Below are 19,387 nucleotides of genomic sequence, written 5' to 3'. Positions count from 1 at the left end.
TTTTAACTTGTTAAGATGTAAAAAAAGAAAACAATTAATTACGAAATTCGCATACCCGGTTTTGCTCCACTATCAGGTGACAATAAGTAAACGCCTTCACTATCATCTTTACCACTTGCACAAAGTACCATGCCTTCAGAGATACCAAAACGCATTTTACGAGGCGCTAAGTTAGCGATCATAATCGTTAATCTGCCCACTAAAACTTGAGGATCAGGATAAAACTCTTTAATGCCTGAAAAGACATTACGAGTTTCGTCTCCTATATCAAGTGTAAGATGCAATAATTTGTCTGATCCTTCAACAACACATGCATTTTTAATTAATGCAACACGCATATCCACTTTTGCAAAATCATCAAAATTGATCGTGTCAGCAATCGGTTCAGCGACTTTTTCTTTAGCTGGCGTCGCTAATGCAGCTTGTTGTTTTGTTTCGTCAATCATAGCAGTAATTTTATCCATATCTATACGGTTAAATAGGGCTTTAAATTTGTTAATATTGTGTCCGGTCAAAGGTTGATTAATAGAATCCCACGTCAATTGGCTACTTAAAAATGCTTCAGTGCGTTCCGCTAATGCTGGCACAATAGGTTTTAAATAGGTCATTAAAATACGGAATAGATGAATACCCATTGAACAAATATCTTGTAATGCTTGATCTTGCCCTTCTTGTTTTGCTACAACCCACGGCGCTTTTTCATCTATATAACGATTTGCTTCGTCAGCCAGTGCCATAATTTCACGTATTGCTTTACCGGATTCACGTTGTTCAAAATAATCAGTAATTACTTTTGATTTTTCAATGAACAAAGCATAAAGTTCTGGCTCAGCAAGATTATCAGACAATTTACCGTCAAAACGTTTGCTAATAAAGCCTGCCGAACGGGAAGCAATATTAACAACTTTATTGACTAAATCACTATTAACACGTTGGACAAAATCTTCCAAATTTAAATCGATATCATCAATATGTGGCGACAATTTCGCTGCATAATAGTAACGCAAGCAGTCTGGATCTAAATGTTTTAAGTAAGTACTTGCCTGAATGAAAGTTCCACGTGATTTTGACATTTTTGCACCATCAACCGTGACATAGCCATGAACAAAAATATTGGAAGGTTTACGATGTTCACTACCGTCTAACATTGCTGGCCAAAATAGACTATGGAAGTAGACAATATCTTTACCGATAAAATGATAAAGTTCAGTCGTTGAGTTTTTATTCCAAAACTCATCAAATATCGCTTTATTATTTTTATTACAGTAATTAAGGAAAGATCCCATATAACCTATTGGCGCATCTAACCAAACATAAAAATATTTACCGGGTGCATCCGGAATTTCAAAACCAAAATAAGGAGCATCACGGCTAATATCCCAAGGTTGTAATCCTGCTTCAAACCACTCTTGCATTTTATTCGCAACTTGATCTTGCAATGTGCCCGATCGGATCCATGCCTGTAACATTTCTGAAAAAGCGGGCAAATCAAAAAAGAAATGCTCTGAGTCTTTCATTATTGGGGTTGCGCCAGAAATAACCGATTGAGGATTAATGAGATCAATTGGATTATAAGTTGCACCACAAACTTCACAGTTATCACCATATTGATCTGGGGCTTTACAACGTGGACACGTGCCTTTCACAAACCGATCAGGTAAAAACATCTGTTTTTCTGGGTCAAATAATTGTGATATTACTTTTGTTTTGATATAACCATTGGCTTTTAGCTTTTTATAAATCTGTTCAGATATCTCACGATTTTCTGGACTATGCGTTGAATGGTAATTGTCATAACTGATGTTAAATCCAGCAAAATCACGTTGATGCTCAGTTTTAACTTCTGCAATCATCTGTTCAGGCGTCATCCCTAGTTGTTGGGCTTTAAGCATGATTGGCGTACCATGCGCATCATCTGCACAAATAAAGTAAATCTCATTGCCACGCATTCGTTGATAGCGTACCCATACATCAGCCTGAATATGTTCTAGCATATGTCCTAAGTGAATTGAACCATTTGCATAAGGAAGTGCACAAGTCACTAATATTTTGCGTTTTGTTGTCATGTCAATTTAATACCTTTTATTACATAATGTCGGGAATAGTACATCAAACATGGGATTATCGCTAGATTTATGCCATAATTTAATAAAAATTCTTTCCAGATTCAGAAAAATCAGCAAACTAATGACTCACGACATTTTGGAAAGCATAAAATAATTTGGCTGTTCTCAATATTTTACTTAAATAAGCATGATAATTATACAAATCAGCATAAAAGCAGATAAAACCGTAGATAAAAAATGAAGGCTAATCACCATGGAACCCAAAAAGATTCTTGAAAATTTTGCTCATCCTACTTTGCGAAAAAATTTGATCGAATTAGGTGCAGTTAAAAAGTGTGAAATGGAAAATCAAACTTTGCATATTCATTTAACGATGCCCTTTGCATGGCAAATCACTTTTGAAGAGTTGAAAAAAACTGTTACACCTCAATTACTCGAACTTGACGGTCTAAAACAAGTCAATTGGCAAATTGATTTCAACATTGCCACCCTTAAACGAGCAAACCATCAACAAGCGATAAAAAACATTAAAAACATCATCGCTATTAGCTCTGGTAAAGGTGGAGTCGGTAAATCATCAACCGCGATTAACCTTGCGCTTGCACTGCAAAAACAAGGCGCCAAAGTTGGTATTTTAGACGCCGATATTTATGGCCCTTCTATACCTACCATGTTAGGAACCGAAAAACAACAGCCACTTACTCCCGACAATAAACATATGACACCAATTATGGCCTATGAATTAGCCAGTAACTCGATTGGCTATTTAGTCGATTCGGATGGAGCAATGGTATGGCGAGGACCAATGGCAAGCAAAGCATTATTGCAAATTTTGCAAGACACGCTTTGGCCTGAACTTGATTATTTAGTGATTGATATGCCACCAGGGACAGGAGATATTCAATTAACACTCGCGCAAAGTATTCCTGTTACTGCCACGGTGATTGTTACCACGCCTCAAGACATTGCCTTAATTGACGCTAAAAAAGGCATCACAATGTTTAATAAGGTTAATATCCCGACGCTAGGTATTATCGAAAACATGAGCTACCATATCTGTGAAAATTGTGGGCACCACGAGGCAATTTTTGGTGAAGGTGGTGCGGCACAACTTGCCGAAAAATATCAAACTCAATTACTTGGGCAAATACCGCTGCATAAAATGTTGCGACAAGACCTTGATACCGGAACGCCAACAGTTATTAGTCATCCAGACAGTGAATTTACTGAAAATTATTGTCGAATTGCCGGGCAACTTGCCAGTGAATTATATTGGCAAGGTGAAGCGATTTTACCGGATATCTCATTTAAAGCGTTATGATTGTTAAGCTGGATATTGGTTGTTTAACGAAACAGCCAATATCAGCCTTAAATTGATAAACATTGGATTTACAATCGAATCATATTTTTCGATAATTCTTATTATTTTTTATTTTGTTGGTTGGTTTTTAAGCGGTTAAACTCCATTTTGGCTTTTGCCAGTTGTTGATTAAACTGGGCATTAGCATGCAGTTGTGCCACCACACTCGCCGCCATCACTCTAGCCGCATCAATATCACTTTGCCAATGGTATCCACAAATAACGCGACTTTCACCCACTTCAAGACCTCGTTTTAAAATTTCATTTTGACGTTGTGGGTTGATTTCAGCTAACACCAGCGATATAGCAAAACCAATTGTTGTATGTCCTGAGGGATAAGATCCATTAGTAGACAGCGTTTTTTCATCTTCTGGTCGGCAAGTGGGCTCATTGAAAAACGAAAATGGTCGGATACGATTGTAATAATTTTTCGCCGAACGAGTAGCCAGATCACCAGCATCTTCTTTCATTGTCGTAATCAATTTATAAATTTCGGGTGTTTTGATAGCAGATATATCAAAACCAAACGACGTTGAAAATTGCTGAGTGACATTTTCCTTGCTAGAGTCAGCATCAATATAAGCTTGTCTTCCTCGTTCGGTATGACGCATCGATTTACCCCAATCATACATGGCTTTATCTCTTAAAAATTCAACACTGGTAAATGAAGGAGGTGGTGGTAACAATTGTAAACTATCAGGAGCTTGATTTTCAGTAAGATAATAGTCATTAGGATGTGTTGTTACATCTTTTATTTCTACGGCGAATGCTTGAGCACATAATAAAGAATACAACATAATACTTCTAACTAACATTTTTTGCATAGACGGCCCCCTTTTCTTTCTCGATATTGATATTCCTATATCGTTGGTATTTAAAACGATTAAATTGCCTTGTTACAATGTCCATACAATAAAGTTTTCTAAATCTTATTGTCTAATCACATTGATTTATTTGATATTAATCAATCTTAAATTGAATTATTGGATTAATAAATTACATCATTTACAGTATGTGACAACTATCACATTTTCATACTGTCACTTTTTATCAATAGTGATATAAAAGATCGAATCACTCTTCAAGCCGTAATGATATTTAAAATAGAGGTATCATAACTGTTTATGATGCAAAAATTTTATCTCGAAACATAAAAAATACTGCACCAAGCAAACAGCAACCAGCCCAAATATAATCAGTTTTAAAAGGTTCTTTTAAGATATAAATTGAGAAGGGTATAAAGACAGACAAACTAATGACTTCTTGAATAATTTTTAATTGACCAGCGGTGGCAACTTGAAAGCCTATACGATTAGCAGGAACTTGCAATAAATACTCAAACAGCGCAATCCCCCAACTAATAAAAACGGCAACAATCCAGACTTGATTATGCAAAAAACGTAAATGGCCATACCAAGCAAACGTCATAAACATATTACTAAAAATTAATAGACATATCGTAATAAAAAGTTGATTCATGATTATCATCACTGCTAGTGGAAAGGTATGAGTATTATATACCTGTTACGAATGAAGGTACAAAATCGATAAAGAATGCCGATTAGTTGTCATCGAAGATGACACCATTATCTTTACTGACTGTTTAATAACGAACATTATTCATGTTATAATGACACTCAATCTATTTATCCCTTCTTTAAAAAACAACATGATAAACAATGCTAATAAACGGTCTCGAATTTGGTCGTCAATTTTATGTTTGGCATTTGCAGCATTTATTTTTAATACCACCGAATTTGTTCCGGTAGGGTTGCTACCCAACATCGCTAAAAGTTTTTCAATGGATGAAGCGCATGCAGGATTATTATTAACTATCTATGCTTGGTCTGTTTCATTATTATCGTTACCCTTAACGGTATTAACTTCAAAAATGGATCGCCGAAAACTTCTTGTTTTCTTATTCTGTTTATTCATTGGTAGCCATATCTTAGCGGGTTTTGCTTGGGACTTTTATAGTTTAATGGTAGCCAGAATTGGAATCGCTTGTGCACACGCTGTATTTTGGGCTATTACTACGCCTTTAGCAGTTCGACTTGCACCCAATGGCAAAAAAGCTAAAGCAATGGGTTTTATTGTTGTCGGCGTTTCAATGGCAACAATTTTAGGTATTCCAATTGGCACGATAATTGGTCAAGTTGTTGGTTGGCGGATTACTTTTTTATGCATCGGTTTTATTGCTTTTTGTGTCATGGTTTCATTACTCTATTTATTACCGCCTGTGCCAAGCACAGACACCTTATCTATCCGTGATATTCCGAAAGTGCTTAAACGACCAGTATTACTTAATATCTATCTGTTAACAGCAATTATTATTACTGGTCATTTTTGTGCTTATACCTATATCACCCCTTTTATGATAAATGTCGGTGGTTTTAACGAAAAAGTGGTGGTTAGCATTCTATTAGCTATTGGTTTTTCAGGTATGATCGGCAGTGTTGTCTTTGCTAAATATTCTGATAGACATCCAACAGCAATTCTAATCATTCCGTTGTTATTATTAATGATTTGTTTACTTTCGCTTTATGTTTGCTCATTCAATTTAATCACTGCAATCATACAAGGCATGTTATGGGGACTTGCGATCACCATTATCGGCATGGTTATGCAAAGTAAAGTCATCGATGTTGCTCCAGATGCAGCCGATATTGCAACCTCCGTTTATTCAGGTATTTATAATATCGGCATTGGAGCAGGTGCATTTGTGGGTAGCCAAGTCTTAGTTCGACTATCAACCGAGTATATCGGATTTATTGGTGCAATATTTGTTATTCTTGCATTAGCACTCTTTTTAATATTAACAAAAAGAACATGGTAAATGCTAACAAGAGCTTGCCAAGCAAGCTCTTAATGCTATTATTGTTGATTTAACGACTCAAGCGCTTCCCAACGTGCAAAAACTGCTTCTAGTTCAGCTTCTTTATTGGCCAAATCAGTTAAAATCTGGCTTGTCACATCGTGGGGTTGATTAAAAAAGTCACTGTGCCCTATTTGCGCTTGTAAATCAGCTATTGCTAATTCCAATTGCTCTATTTGGCTTGGTAATTGTGCTAATTCACGTTGTTCATGATAACTTAACTTTACTTTCTTTTTCGCTTCAGGCATTTTGGTTTCTGCTGTTACCGCTTTTTCATCGGATTTAACCGGTGCAGTATTTTTATTCACCGACACGGGTTTTGCTTGCTGCTGTTGCTGTAAAGCATCAGTATAACCGCCCGCATAAATACCGATATGACCTTGTTCTTCAAAAAACCAACATTGGGTAACCACATTATCAACAAATTGTCGGTCATGGCTAACCAATAAAACAGTGCCTTGATAATCATTAACTAGTTCTTCTAACAACTCTAAAGTTTCAATATCCAGATCATTGGTGGGTTCATCGAGAACTAATAAATTACTTGGTTTTAAAAATAGTTTAGCTAACAATAAACGATTTCGCTCACCGCCAGATAATGCACGAACAGGAGTTCTGGCGCGTTTTGGTGGAAACAAAAAGTCCTGCAAATAGCCAAGCACGTGACGAGATCGACCATTAACCATCACCTCTTGCTTACCTTCAGCCAAATTATCCATCACAGTCTTTTCAGGATCCAACTCAAGTCGATACTGATCAAAATAAGCGACTTCCAATTTGGTACCACAATGGACGCTACCCGATGTCGGCTGTAAGTTACCTAACATCAGCTTTAAAAGTGTTGTTTTACCTATACCATTAGGACCAATCAGCGCAATTTTATCGCCACGTAATACTTGTACCGTAAAATCATTAACCAGTAATTTATCTGCGACTTGATAGCTCACATTATCCAATTCAAAAACAATTTTGCCCGAACGCAACGCTTCTTCAATTTGCATTTTTGCACTACCCATGACTTGGCGACGCTGTGAATGTTCTTGTCTCATCGCCTTTAAAGCGCGTACTCTACCTTCGTTACGGGTTCGGCGAGCTTTGATACCTTGACGTATCCACACTTCTTCTTGAGCTAATTTTTTATCAAATTCTGCATTTTGCAACTCTTCGACACGTAGTGCTTCCTCTTTTCCAACAAGATAACTATCATAATCACCACCCCATGAAGCCACTTTACCTCTATCGAGATCAATAATACGCGTTGCCATTTGCCGAATAAAAGAACGATCATGTGAAATAAACACAATGCTACCATTAAAACTTTTTAAAAATTCCTCTAACCATTTTATCGTTTCGATATCTAAATGGTTAGTTGGCTCATCCAGTAACAATACTGTTGGCTGACACACTAATGCTTTAGCCAATGCGGCTTTACGCAACCAACCTCCTGATAAGGATGACAGTAGCGCATCACCATCCAAGGAAAGTGAAGAGATAACATTACGAATACGATTATCAAGTTGCCAACCATTTTGCTGATCTAATTGCTCTTGTAATTTAGCTAATTTAGACAGATTACTTTCACTGGGATCTTGTTCAATACGATGAGATAAATCATAATAATCCCTCAATAATTGAGCTTGTTCTTTTAAACCTTCTGCAACGAAATCGAACACATTTCCTTGAATATCTCTTGGGGGATCTTGTTGTAAACGTGACACAACAACATTATTCTCATAAATAATTTGACCTTCATCTAACGGTACTTCTTTATTTAATACTTTAAGTAACGTTGATTTACCTGCACCATTACGCCCAACAAGACAGACACGCTCATTAGCTTCAATCGACATATCAATATGGTCGAGTAGTGGCGCATCACTAAAGGAAAGATAAGCATTTGTAAGATTGATTAATGACATAGTTATTTTTTATTTGGATATTAAGTAATATGGCGTTATTCTATCATAAAGTTGTGGTCAGCAACTAAACTCAATTCTTCAAAATTTTTTAAAATTTCACAAGCTTAAAATCACTGTTCTCTTTCATTAAACGACTAATACTGTTATATTTATTTACATAAAGGAAATAAAATAAATTTCAGTATGGAGGTTATCATGAGTCATATGTGGACATTTCAGCGTGTAGGTGGATTAGATCAAGTTGTTTTTAAAAACGCCGACGATATTATTAATCTACCCAATCTTGACCCTAAATTATGGGTCGCACTCAGTTGCCCGACAACAGGGCTAGATTTTGACAAACGAACATTGGCACTTTTGGATGAAGATCAAGACGGTCGCATTCGCATTCCCGATATATTAGATGCTATCGCTTGGACAAGAGGTAAAATTCACTCTTTTGAAACGATCTTACATTCATCAGATATTTTACCTTTGTCACAAATTAATACAGAAACAGAACAAGGTAAAAAATTATTCATCACCGCTCGCAGCATTCTTGTAAATTTAAACAAAAGTGATTGTGATTATTTAACTCAAGATGATGTACAACAATCTATTAAAATTAATGCAGGCAAACTTTACAATGGTGATTTAATTTTTCCTGCATCCGCCGAGCTATCACCAGAAATGCAAACTTTTATCAAATCAGCAATAAAAATTGTTGGGGCTGAAAAAGATATAAGTGGAGAAAATGGAATTAACATAGATATTGCCAAAACATTTGTTCAAAACTTACAAATATGGCAACAATGGCAAAAGGATATAAGTAATACACAAACACCATTTGGCGAAAATAGTGCTGAAATATGGAACCTTGTTCAAACGCTAAAACCCAAAATAGATGACTATTTTTTACGTGTGGAACTTGCACAATATGCACCACAAGCACAAACAGCATTGAACGTTGATGAGAAGTATATTGTCCCAACAGAAAATGGGTTATTATCAGACGAAGCGCTAGCCGAATTACCGTTATCAAAAATCGATACCCATAACTCTCTCGATTTGGTCAATGGGCTCAATCCATTATGGAAAGCAAAAATTAAACAATTTAAAACACTCGTTTCGCCGTTATTAGCTAATTCTAATGTACTGACAGAAGAAGAATGGCAAAATATTCAAACCAGTCTGGATCCTTACGCCTCGCTGATTAATTCAAAACCTAGTATGGTTCAAACCAAAGTTTCAGTTCAACCAACCGATAGCATTGAAGATTTATCAAACAAAACGATTAAAAACATGGCAAATAGTGATTTATTGGCTCAATTTCAAGAAATGGTTGATCAAGACAATAAGACACCAATTTCAGCCTCAGATGTATTAGTTTTAGAAAAACTTGTTCTATTTCACAAACATTTGTATCGACTACTCGTCAATTTTACTTCTTTTTCTGATTTCTTTTCACTTGAAAAAAGAGCCGCATTTCAACTTGGAAAACTCTATATTGATGGTCGCTGTGCAACGTTATGTGTTTCGGTAGATAATATTGCCAAACACATTACAATGTCTAACTACTCGGAACTGTGTTTACTTTACTGTGAATGTACCAGACAAGGTGAAAAAAAGGTGATTGCAGCGGCTATTACTGCAGGGCAAGGCGATTTACTTATCGAAGGTCGTAATGGTGTATTTATTGACAATGAAGGCAATGATTGGGATGCTAATGTAGTTAAGATTATTACAAAACCAATCAGTATCCAACAAGCCGTTTGGGCACCTTATCAACGAATTGGTCGCCTTATTACTGAACAAATTAATAAATGGGCAACCAGCAAAGATGCCGACATCGAAAAAACCGGTACGCAAGTCTTACAAAATCCAGATACCAAATTTGACATTGGTAAAAGCGTGGGGATATTTGCCGCAATTGGCTTAGCACTTGGTGCAATTGGTACTGCTTTAGCGACCATTTTCCAAGCACTATTTTCATTAAGCTGGTGGCAACTTCCTTTGGTTATTATTGGATTATTTGTCATTATATCGGGTCCTTCTGTGATTTTAGCTTGGTTAAAATTAAGACATCGCACACTTGGTCCACTTCTTGAAGCATCCGGTTGGGCAATTAATGGGCAAGTGAAAATAAACTTATTATTAGGCGGATTACTAACCAGTAAAGCGGAATTACCGAAGAATGCTAAACGTAATTTACGTGATCCGATGAGAAAACGTCGTAATAAATTCGCCATTGTATTTTGGATAGCTTTAGTATTAGGTATTGGTATAACAGGCGGGTGGTTATGGCATAAAGGTCATATAACACACTTTATAGAGCAACAAAAGCAAGAACTTATACAAAAAACCACAGACACAGAAAAACAATAAAAACAACTCTATCATTATCGCCGATAGTATCGGCGATAATGATTGTATCTTAATGTTGATAAACAGGGAATTGCCGACATATTGCTAATACTTTTTCTTTAACAGCCTGAATAGCTTGTTCATCATCAATATTATCTAACACATCGCAAATCCAATTAGCCAATTCACGCGACTCGGGCTCTTTAAATCCTCGCCTTGTAATCGCTGGTGAACCAATACGAATACCTGATGTGACAAAAGGACTTTGCGGATCTTTTGGTACACTATTTTTATTCACGGTAATATTTGCACTACCTAATGCGGCATCAGCTTCTTTACCTGTAATTTTTTTATCGACTAAATCAATCAAAAATAGATGATTGTGTGTTTCACCAGAAACCACTTTATAGCCTCGTTTTAAAATCACATCAACCATTGCTTGCGCATTTTTAACAACTTGTTGTTGGTATTGTTGATAAGCCGGTTCCATTGCTTCTTTTAATGCTACCGCTTTTGCTGCAATGACATGCATTAAAGGCCCGCCTTGGGCACCCGGAAATACGGATGAATTTAATTTTTTATAAAGATCTTCACTACCACCTTTTGCCAAAATTAATCCGCCTCTTGGTCCACCAAGGGTTTTATGGGTTGTTGTGGTAACCACATGCGCATAAGGAACAGGATTTGGATAAACACCTGCTGCCACTAAACCTGCAACATGCGCCATATCCACAAATAAATAAGCTCCCACACTATCAGCAATTTCACGCATACGCTTCCAGTCAACAATACCAGAATAAGCAGAAAAACCACCAATAATCATTTTAGGTTTTGACTCATTAGCAATGGTCGCTAACTGTTCATAATCAATATGGCCTGCCGCATCAACACCATAGGCAACCACATGATAAAGCTTACCTGAAAAACTAACCGGTGCACCATGGGTTAAATGACCACCTTCAGATAAATTCATACCCAGTACAGTATCGCCAGGATTTAATAACGCGGTATAAACAGCAAAGTTAGCTTGCGAACCTGAATGGGGTTGTACATTGGCATAATCAGCACCAAATAACGTTTTTGCTCGTTCAATAGCCAATTTTTCAACAATATCGACATATTCACAACCACCGTAGTAACGTTTACCTGGATACCCTTCTGCATATTTATTGGTTAACTGGGAACCTTGTGCTTGCATTACTCTTGGGCTGGCATAATTTTCGGATGCAATTAATTCAAGATGATCTTCTTGACGTTGTTCTTCACCCTTAATGGCATCCCACAACTCCTTGTCATAATCGGCAATAGTCATTTCTTTACTAAACATTTTGACTCCTTATTTTCAATTACATTGGCTTTTAGGCTGTTGGTTAACTTTACGCTTAAAAATCACGATGAATTATCCTTACCTATCCAACATTTTATTTCAATCTTTTTTATGAGTTATAAATAATATTTATAGAAATAAGATTATAAAAATCTTGATAGGCTAAATATCCGATTAATTCACCAAACGGTTATAATTTAACCTTAACAAAAAAATGTGATTTTTTAATTTATTTATTGATAAATAACAGATTAATTACACTCAAAATTGTCAGTTAACAGCATTCTATCTAGCTATTGAGATAAAAATACTCGCTGCTTTTTATTTTTCATAATATTAAGTATATACTTATGCAAAAGTTAATCATTGAGTATTTTTTTCTATGCCACTTTCGACATTAATTGTTTTACCTCTTTTAATTATTACCGTCGTGGTTGCCTCTTTTTTTAAACGCAAAAAGTGGCAACTGCTGGTGATCAGCCTGTTGACAGTTTTTGTAGTCATGGAGTTAACCTCAATCTATTTTAGTGGCGGCTTTATAGACTACCAGTTTTACGTCAATTTAAATATCAATGACATTATACAAGGGTTATTCATTTTTAAATTACAAGCACTCTTGGTGATTGTTGTCTTTTTGGGTTTTGTATTTTTACTGTTTAAGTTAGCGAGTTTATTTAAGCGAAAATATCATCCATTACTTCGTGTGGTATTGGCTATGATTGCCATTATTAGCATCAGTTATCACAATGGACCGTTAAGCCGTTTATACGAAATTTATCAAGTGACAAACGCACCTCGTGAATCATTCGAACAAGCACTACAAACGCTCAATATGACTGATTACACTAATAAAAATCAGTTAATTAGTCATAAAGGAAAAAATATTATCGTCATTTCGTTAGAATCGTTTGAACAAGGTTTTTTAGATTTTGCGGATATCACACCGCATTTAAGACAATTACGTCAAACATATACTTTCTTCCCGAATATGCCAATGAGTGTTGGCAGTAGCTGGACAACTGCATCAATGTATACTTATATGACAGGCGTGCCTTTTTTAATTGGTGGGTACTCAACTTCGCCATTGATGAAAAGCAATCAAACCCAATTAATCAGTTTAGGGGATGTCTTGAAACAGGCAGGCTATCAAACACGCTATGTTATGGCTGGCCCTAATTTTGCAGGTATTGGACATACCGCTGAATTACTTGGTTTGAAAGTGATTTCTGAAAAAAACTATATAGGTCAGTATCCCAATGCACCTTTTGGATTATATGACAAAGATATTTTTGATATCGCCAAAAAACAAATTAATGATATGAATGAGGCAAATCAACCTTTTGCTTTATTTATTTCAACTGTTTCAACCCATGCCCCTAATGGATTTTACGATGAACGAATGGCATCGGTTATTACACCTAAAGATGACAATATGTCATTTGTTGCTGCCTCACTGGATTATAGCGTTGGACAATTTATCCAATATTTAGAGCATAATGGATTGCTCGAAGATACGGTCTTTTATATTTTTCCGGATCACTTAATGATGGGTTCGGGTACCCCTACTATTCATCGCCTATCTGAAAAAGAGCGTCAACTTTATTTATTAACCAATGCTAAACCTGAAAATTTACATAAATCACCCGATCAAACAATCTATCAAATTGATTTACCAAGATTGATTTTAAATGGTGCTCAAATTAAAAGTAATGCTAAATTTTTAACTGATTATTTAACCCAAACCGACATGGATAAAAAACAATTTATTGAACAAAATAAATCTAAAATCGCAACGTTAAATCACTCAGCTGAATACGTTAAATAGGTCAAACATGACACTTGATACCATGATCATAGTCACTACCGTCAGTTTTTTGGGAATGATTTCGCCCGGACCTGATTTTTTTCTAGTGCTAAAAAACAGTTTAAGTTATAACCGAAAAATAGCACTACTCACGTGTTTGGGTGTCATTATCGCCATATTAATTCATATGAGTTATTGTGTTGCGGGAATCGCAGTGCTGATTACCGCAACACCCTTACTTTATAATGCATTACGTTATGTTGGTGCTGTATACCTAATCTGGATAGGCATAAAAGCACTACTTGCCAAAAATAGCGGTACTCGTTATCTAAATTGTGAATCACATGGTAGGATGATCTCATCTGGCACAGCGTTTATTCAAGGCTTTTTATGTAATTTACTTAATCCTAAAGCTACTTTGTTTTTTCTCGCTATATTTACTCAGGTACTTAGTGCTGATTCAACGCTCATTGACAAATTATTAGTGGCACTGATAATTTGGGTAGAAGCGATTTTTTGGTGGCCATTTGTTGTCTTTATTTTTCAAACCCGATCGGTACAACGATGTTACAGTAAAATTCAGTTCATCATTGATAAAATTCTGGGTATCATTATAATCGCACTGGGAATAAAAGTAGCTTTAGGTGGTTAATGCCTCGTTATTTTCCAAATTCTAATACTTAATCGATCATAAATTTATAAGAAACATGATTGACGTAAAAATTAACTCGCTTTCTTTTTGAATATTTCTCTGTTACTTGCTACACTGTTAGCTATCTAATATATATTATTATTTTCAATTTTACTTATTGAAGATCATAAATGGCACAAATACCTTCTAAAAACTCCATAGGTTAATTGAAATGGATAAATTATTAAAATATGGTCGTGAACTTCTTGAATTGGAAATTCATGAAGCTCAAAAGTTACCTAATCGCCTAGGTGAAGACTTTATTACAGCTTGCCAGCTTATTTTAACTGCAAAAGGAAAAATTGTCGTATCGGGTATTGGAAAATCGGGACATATCGGAAAAAAGATTTCTGCTTCTTTAGCCAGTACTGGTAGCCCTTCTTTTTTTATGCATCCCTCCGAAGCGCTACATGGCGATTTAGGAATGGTAAGCGAAAATGATGTAGCAATACTAATTTCTTATTCGGGACGAGCAAAAGAGTTTAATTTTATACTCCCTATACTTGCTTCGATGAAAGTACCGGTGATTGCCATAACTGGCGGTTTAGACTCACCCTTAGCTAAAGCGGCTCAAGCCGTAATTGATATATCGATCGAAAAAGAAGCGTGTCCTATGGGGCTAGCACCTACTTCGAGTTCGACAAATACATTATTAATGGGTGATGCGCTGGTCATAGCCGTCATGCGAGCCCGAGGTTTTAATGAAGAAGATTTTGCTCGTTCACATCCGGCAGGCAGTTTGGGTGCGAAATTACTTAATCAAGTAAAAGATGTCATGAGAACGGGAGATTTAATTCCAAAAGTTCCCCATACTGCAACAGTACTTGAAGCTATGCTTGAACTCAGCCGTACAGGTGTGGGATTAGTTGCAATATGTCAGGATAATAATAAAATTATTGGCGTATTTACTGACGGGGATTTGCGTCGATTATTATTAAAAAATGGCACATTACAAGACAGTATTGAAGCTGTGATGACAAGTCCTGGTTATAGAATACCCGCAAGTTGGAAAGCAACAGAAGCTTTAAAATCATTTAATTATCACAATATTACTGCTGCACCAGTTGTGAATAACGAAGGTGAATTAGTCGGTGCATTAAATATTCACGATTTGCATCAAGCAGGAATTAGCTAAAACTATTAATAAATACCTATTGCAAAAAGGGGCTTTCTATTGAGATAATTACCAACCTAAATTTTTGTCGTTAGACGGAGATACAAGAAAAGTTACACAATTAACTGCTTGTGAAACGAAAGATCACGGTCAGTTAATATTGTGTTGTAAATTTTAACCAAAATTAATAGATGATGAAACTACAATGGCAGAAAAGCGAAATATTTTTCTAATTGGCCCAATGGGGGCAGGAAAAAGCACAATAGGTCGACAAATTGCACAACAGTTAGGCATGGAGTTTTTTGACTCTGATCAAGAGATCGAAAAACGAACGGGTGCCGATATTGCTTGGATTTTTGACTTAGAGGGTGAAGACGGATTCCGCGCCAGAGAAGAAAAAGTCATTAATGAATTGACTGAAAAACAAGGTGTAGTACTCGCGACAGGCGGTGGATCGGTTCTATCAAAAGAGACACGTAATCGTTTATCTGCTCGTGGGATAGTGGTCTATCTTGAAACAACCATTGAAAAACAGATGGCAAGAACTCAAAAAGACAAACGGCGTCCATTATTACAAGGAGGAAATACCCCTCGAGAACTCTATGAAGAGCTTGCTGATGAACGTGAACCACTTTATCAAGAAATTGCTGATATCACTATTAAGACAGATGAACAAAGTGCTAAAGGTGTAGCTGGTTATATCATCGATAAAATAGAGCAAATTTAAGCTACTTATTATCAAGATAATGACTGATACTGAAATAGTAATAGTGTAGATGTCAAGTTAAGGAGTAAATATGCGTGTAGATAAAGATGACCGTTATATATCAGAAAAAGCGAATAAAGACTCTACAACTTCATTCAAATTACCAAGTTTTCTTAATTATTTTTCCAAGAAAAAATTAATTATTCTTGGTTCTGCTATGGTAATCTTTTTCTTAACGCTAAGTTTTGTGATATTAAGTTCTTCAACAGAAAATGAACCTACATCATTGACGTCGCCTGACGTCAATGGTTATTCATCAACACATATTGAAAACAGCAACAACGCTCAATCTTTAACTGATGAGTTAAACGCATCAAGTAACACACAAACTACCGATTCAAGTTTATTGCCCAACTCTACAACTGCTTCAAGATCGAATCAATCATTAGACAGTCAAGAGCCACTAACCAGTAATAGTAATATTGTGGATGAATCAAGGAAAGCTCGTAATCAATCAAATGATTCGACTATAAAAAAACCAACAACATCGTCCCTTTCTGAGAAAAATGGAGCGAATAGTCATAATACTATTTCAAGTCATAACGGAAACAGGAATAAAAACAATACTATTTATATTAAAGATGATGAATACACTATTCAACTTAGTGCTTCATCATCTATTGAAAACTTAAAAAAATTTGTTGAAAAAAATAATATTACTCATTACCAAATTTACGAAACTAAACGTAATAACAGTAAATGGTTTATTTTGATTAAAGGTATATATAAATCATCAGATGAAGCCAAAAAGGCTATAAAATCTTTACCTAGTGCTTTACAAAAGGATAATCCATGGGTCAAATCTGGTGCATCTGTGAATAAAGAAAAAGCTGAAAAATAAAGGATATGGTTCATTTATCCTACCAAAGACAAAATAGGAGTATCCTTTGAAAAAACAACGAGCCTTTTTAAAATGGGCTGGAGGAAAATATGAGCTTGTGGACACCATTAGGCAGTATCTACCAGAAGGAGATCAACTGATTGAACCTTTTGTTGGTGCAGGTTCGGTCTTCTTAAATACCAATTATAAAAGCTACCTTTTAGCTGATATTAACCATGATTTAATTGAATTATTCAATTTATTGAAATCAAAACCAAATGAGTTTATTAATGATCTAAAAATATTTTTCCAACCTCAGAACAATAAGCCTGAGGCATTTTATCAACTACGAGACGTATTTAATTATAGTAAAGATCAGTATTTACGATCGTTATTATTTATTTACTTAAATCGTCATTGCTATAACGGTCTATGTCGTTATAACAACAGTGGACTTTTTAATGTGCCATTTGGTCGCTATAAAACAATCTATTTTCCTGAGAAAGAGCTAAACTTTTTTGCAAAAAAAGCACAAAATGCGGAATTTATCTGTGCCCCATACCAAGAGGTCATGAAAAAAGCAAAGAAAAATTCTGTAATATACTGTGATCCGCCCTATTTATCGCCAAATGATTCGGCTGGATTTACGGCATATTATTCAAATAATTTTGGCTATGAAGAACATAAAAAACTCTCTAAATTAGCCGAAAAAATGGCTTATAAAAACAATATTCCAGTGCTTGTATCCAATCATGATACTGATTATACAAGAACGTTATATAGTAAAGCTCGCCACCTTTATCGAGCTGAAATGCGACGCTCAATAAGCTGTGATGGTGAAGGTCGAAAAAAAATTGATGAAATATTAGCGCTATACAAATAATCCTAAAAACATTTGAGTATTGGCTTGTATGATTAGAGGTATGTTATGAAAGAGTTTATTATTGCACCGTCAATACTTTCAGCAAATTTTGCTTGTTTAGGTGAAGAAACCCAAAAAGTGATTGAAGCAGGGGCTGATGTAATTCATTTCGATGTCATGGACAATCACTTTGTGCCTAATTTGACAATGGGGTCAATGTTTTGCCAAGCACTACGTGACTACGGAATAAAAGCCCCAATCGATGTCCATTTAATGGCATCCCCTGTCGAAGAACTTATTGTCTCTTTTGCAAAAGCTGGAGCTAGCAATATCTCTATTCATCCCGAAGCAACGATTCATCTTGACCGAACGTTGCAACTTATCAAAGATCATGGTTGTACCGCTGGTTTAGTTTTTAATCCGGCTACTCCGTTAGATCATTTAGATTATCTAATGGATAAAATTGATATTGTGTTATTAATGGGAGTTAATCCTGGTTTTGGTGGGCAATCTTTTATCCCGTCAACATTAAAAAAATTACGACAAGTTAAACAACGTATTATTGAATCAGGTCAAAATATACGACTTGAAATAGATGGGGGCGTCAAAGTCGACAATATTGCAGAAATAGCCCAAGCAGGCGCTGATATGTTTGTTGCAGGGTCTGCCATATTTGGTCAGCCTGATTATAAATCAGTTATTGATGCCATGCGAAAAGCATTAGCAGGAGTAAACTATGCCTAAACTGGATGACATTCAAGCAATAGCATTTGATCTGGATGGCACACTCGTTGATAGTGTACCCGGACTTGCATTAGCAATTCAGCAAATGCTTGCCGACTTACAATTACCTACTGTTAGCAAAGATCAAGTTAAAAATTGGGTTGGTAATGGCATCGATGTTATGTTAGAACGTACCTTTAAAGCAATCGATATTACCCCAACAGCAGAATTGTTTAGTCAAGCTAAAAATTGCTTTAATCAGCATTATGATAAAGTTATCGATGCAGAAACAAAACTCTTTCCACATGTTAAAGAGACCTTAAAAGTGCTTTATGATAATCATTATCCATTAGCACTTGTTACCAATAAACCTGCACAATTTTTACCTGCTTTATTAGAATCATTAGGCATTAAAGAATATTTCAAACTGGTGCTAGGTGGTGGTGATGTTATCAAGCTAAAACCTCATCCTGCCCCGCTTTATCAAGTTATGGCAACGTTTGGGCTCTTTTGCGATCAATTACTATTTGTTGGTGACTCGAAAAATGATATCACCGCAGCAAAGAATGCTAACTGCCCTACTGTTGCGTTAAGTTACGGTTACAACTATGGTGTATCCATAGCGACCAGTGACCCCGATTTTTTGTTTGACGATTTCAAAGATATATTAACCTTGTTACCACTGCCTAAAGCTGAGGCAAAAAAATAAGAATGAAT

At 35.8% G+C, this 19,387-nt stretch carries 16 protein-coding genes; 11 read left to right on the top strand and 5 right to left on the bottom strand.

The window, feature by feature from the left end; translation table 11 throughout:
* Window positions 1-38: 38 nt before the first annotated feature.
* Window positions 39-2,066, bottom strand: coding sequence for a methionine--tRNA ligase (metG, locus tag ACGH46_RS00365; RefSeq protein WP_411603414.1), 2,028 nt, complete (start codon window positions 2,064-2,066; stop codon window positions 39-41).
* 253 nt (window positions 2,067-2,319) lie between these two features.
* Between metG and apbC the strand changes: the two genes are divergently transcribed.
* On the top strand, window positions 2,320-3,387 hold the full coding sequence (gene apbC / locus ACGH46_RS00360; protein ID WP_411603411.1) for an iron-sulfur cluster carrier protein ApbC: 1,068 nt from the start codon (window positions 2,320-2,322) through the stop codon (window positions 3,385-3,387).
* Between the two features lie 101 nt (window positions 3,388-3,488).
* Here the strand turns inward: apbC and ACGH46_RS00355 are convergent, their stop codons facing one another.
* On the bottom strand, window positions 3,489-4,250 hold the full coding sequence (locus ACGH46_RS00355; protein ID WP_411603409.1) for an acid phosphatase: 762 nt from the start codon (window positions 4,248-4,250) through the stop codon (window positions 3,489-3,491).
* 298 nt (window positions 4,251-4,548) lie between these two features.
* Window positions 4,549-4,905, bottom strand: a complete 357-nt coding sequence (locus ACGH46_RS00350; protein ID WP_267359414.1) for a DMT family protein — start codon at window positions 4,903-4,905, stop codon at window positions 4,549-4,551.
* A 190-nt stretch (window positions 4,906-5,095) separates the two neighbouring features.
* Here ACGH46_RS00350 and ACGH46_RS00345 point away from each other — a divergent pair, with 190 nt between their 5' ends.
* Entirely contained in the window at window positions 5,096-6,262 is a 1,167-nt protein-coding gene (locus ACGH46_RS00345) for a sugar transporter (protein WP_267349746.1), read from the top strand.
* Window positions 6,263-6,300: 38 nt separating this feature from the next.
* On the opposite strand, the gene ACGH46_RS00340 is transcribed toward ACGH46_RS00345, so the two are convergent.
* Window positions 6,301-8,220 carry an ABC transporter ATP-binding protein gene (locus ACGH46_RS00340; RefSeq protein WP_411603407.1) on the bottom strand — a complete coding sequence of 640 codons (1,920 nt, stop codon included), beginning with the start codon at window positions 8,218-8,220 and terminating at the stop codon, window positions 6,301-6,303.
* A gap of 195 nt (window positions 8,221-8,415) precedes the next feature.
* On the opposite strand from ACGH46_RS00340, the gene ACGH46_RS00335 reads away from it, so the two are divergent.
* Window positions 8,416-10,584: a hypothetical protein gene (locus ACGH46_RS00335; RefSeq protein WP_411603404.1), complete on the top strand. Its 2,169-nt coding sequence runs from the start codon at window positions 8,416-8,418 to the stop codon at window positions 10,582-10,584.
* A gap of 49 nt (window positions 10,585-10,633) precedes the next feature.
* Here ACGH46_RS00335 and glyA read toward each other — a convergent pair whose 3' ends face one another.
* Window positions 10,634-11,890 (bottom strand): serine hydroxymethyltransferase, encoded by a 1,257-nt coding sequence (gene glyA / locus ACGH46_RS00330; protein ID WP_411603402.1) that lies wholly within the window; start codon window positions 11,888-11,890, stop codon window positions 10,634-10,636.
* Window positions 11,891-12,272: 382 nt separating this feature from the next.
* Between glyA and ACGH46_RS00325 the strand changes: the two genes are divergently transcribed.
* The 8 genes from ACGH46_RS00325 (at window position 12,273) to ACGH46_RS00290 (ending at window position 19,379) form a co-directional block, all read left to right on the top strand.
* Entirely contained in the window at window positions 12,273-13,715 is a 1,443-nt protein-coding gene (locus tag ACGH46_RS00325) for an LTA synthase family protein (protein WP_411603400.1), read from the top strand.
* Window positions 13,716-13,722: 7 nt separating this feature from the next.
* The gene (locus tag ACGH46_RS00320) at window positions 13,723-14,346 is read left to right on the top strand and encodes a LysE family translocator (protein ID WP_267349754.1); all 624 of its coding nucleotides are present in this window, start codon (window positions 13,723-13,725) and stop codon (window positions 14,344-14,346) included.
* Window positions 14,347-14,557: 211 nt separating this feature from the next.
* Window positions 14,558-15,520, top strand: a complete 963-nt coding sequence (gutQ, locus tag ACGH46_RS00315) for an arabinose-5-phosphate isomerase GutQ (protein ID WP_267349756.1) — start codon at window positions 14,558-14,560, stop codon at window positions 15,518-15,520.
* Between the two features lie 184 nt (window positions 15,521-15,704).
* Window positions 15,705-16,226 (top strand): shikimate kinase AroK, encoded by a 522-nt coding sequence (aroK, locus tag ACGH46_RS00310; protein ID WP_065558794.1) that lies wholly within the window; start codon window positions 15,705-15,707, stop codon window positions 16,224-16,226.
* Between the two features lie 70 nt (window positions 16,227-16,296).
* Window positions 16,297-17,106 (top strand): SPOR domain-containing protein, encoded by an 810-nt coding sequence (locus tag ACGH46_RS00305; RefSeq protein WP_267380814.1) that lies wholly within the window; start codon window positions 16,297-16,299, stop codon window positions 17,104-17,106.
* Window positions 17,107-17,152: 46 nt separating this feature from the next.
* Window positions 17,153-17,968, top strand: a complete 816-nt coding sequence (locus ACGH46_RS00300; protein WP_267349761.1) for a Dam family site-specific DNA-(adenine-N6)-methyltransferase — start codon at window positions 17,153-17,155, stop codon at window positions 17,966-17,968.
* 45 nt (window positions 17,969-18,013) lie between these two features.
* A complete protein-coding gene (rpe, locus tag ACGH46_RS00295; RefSeq protein ID WP_411603396.1) occupies window positions 18,014-18,691 on the top strand; it encodes a ribulose-phosphate 3-epimerase in 678 nt (225 codons plus the stop codon).
* Window positions 18,684-19,379 (top strand): phosphoglycolate phosphatase, encoded by a 696-nt coding sequence (locus tag ACGH46_RS00290; RefSeq protein WP_267349763.1) that lies wholly within the window; start codon window positions 18,684-18,686, stop codon window positions 19,377-19,379. Before rpe ends, ACGH46_RS00290 begins: the two co-directional genes overlap by 8 nt.
* Window positions 19,380-19,387: the final 8 nt, after the last annotated feature.

Source organism: Gilliamella sp. CG22, from assembly GCF_046635725.1.
Taxonomy (GTDB): domain Bacteria; phylum Pseudomonadota; class Gammaproteobacteria; order Enterobacterales; family Orbaceae; genus Gilliamella; species Gilliamella apicola_I.
The sequence above is the reverse complement of the archived record's forward strand: the minus strand, read 5'-3'. Positions and strand labels throughout refer to the sequence as shown.

Excerpts from the sequence above, each read along its gene's own strand:
- gutQ (WP_267349756.1), top strand. The coding sequence starts at position 14,558 with ATGGATAAATTATTAAAATATGGTCGTGAACTTCTTGAATTGGAAATT.
- ACGH46_RS00305 (WP_267380814.1), top strand. The coding sequence starts at position 16,297 with ATGCGTGTAGATAAAGATGACCGTTATATATCAGAAAAAGCGAATAAA.
- apbC (WP_411603411.1), top strand. The coding sequence starts at position 2,320 with ATGGAACCCAAAAAGATTCTTGAAAATTTTGCTCATCCTACTTTGCGA.
- metG (WP_411603414.1), bottom strand. The coding sequence starts at position 2,066 with ATGACAACAAAACGCAAAATATTAGTGACTTGTGCACTTCCTTATGCA.
- aroK (WP_065558794.1), top strand. The coding sequence starts at position 15,705 with ATGGCAGAAAAGCGAAATATTTTTCTAATTGGCCCAATGGGGGCAGGA.
- ACGH46_RS00290 (WP_267349763.1), top strand. The coding sequence starts at position 18,684 with ATGCCTAAACTGGATGACATTCAAGCAATAGCATTTGATCTGGATGGC.
- ACGH46_RS00335 (WP_411603404.1), top strand. The coding sequence starts at position 8,416 with ATGAGTCATATGTGGACATTTCAGCGTGTAGGTGGATTAGATCAAGTT.
- ACGH46_RS00345 (WP_267349746.1), top strand. The coding sequence starts at position 5,096 with ATGATAAACAATGCTAATAAACGGTCTCGAATTTGGTCGTCAATTTTA.
- ACGH46_RS00355 (WP_411603409.1), bottom strand. The coding sequence starts at position 4,250 with ATGCAAAAAATGTTAGTTAGAAGTATTATGTTGTATTCTTTATTATGT.
- rpe (WP_411603396.1), top strand. The coding sequence starts at position 18,014 with ATGAAAGAGTTTATTATTGCACCGTCAATACTTTCAGCAAATTTTGCT.
- ACGH46_RS00325 (WP_411603400.1), top strand. The coding sequence starts at position 12,273 with ATGCCACTTTCGACATTAATTGTTTTACCTCTTTTAATTATTACCGTC.
- ACGH46_RS00340 (WP_411603407.1), bottom strand. The coding sequence starts at position 8,220 with ATGTCATTAATCAATCTTACAAATGCTTATCTTTCCTTTAGTGATGCG.
- glyA (WP_411603402.1), bottom strand. The coding sequence starts at position 11,890 with ATGTTTAGTAAAGAAATGACTATTGCCGATTATGACAAGGAGTTGTGG.
- ACGH46_RS00320 (WP_267349754.1), top strand. The coding sequence starts at position 13,723 with ATGACACTTGATACCATGATCATAGTCACTACCGTCAGTTTTTTGGGA.
- ACGH46_RS00350 (WP_267359414.1), bottom strand. The coding sequence starts at position 4,905 with ATGAATCAACTTTTTATTACGATATGTCTATTAATTTTTAGTAATATG.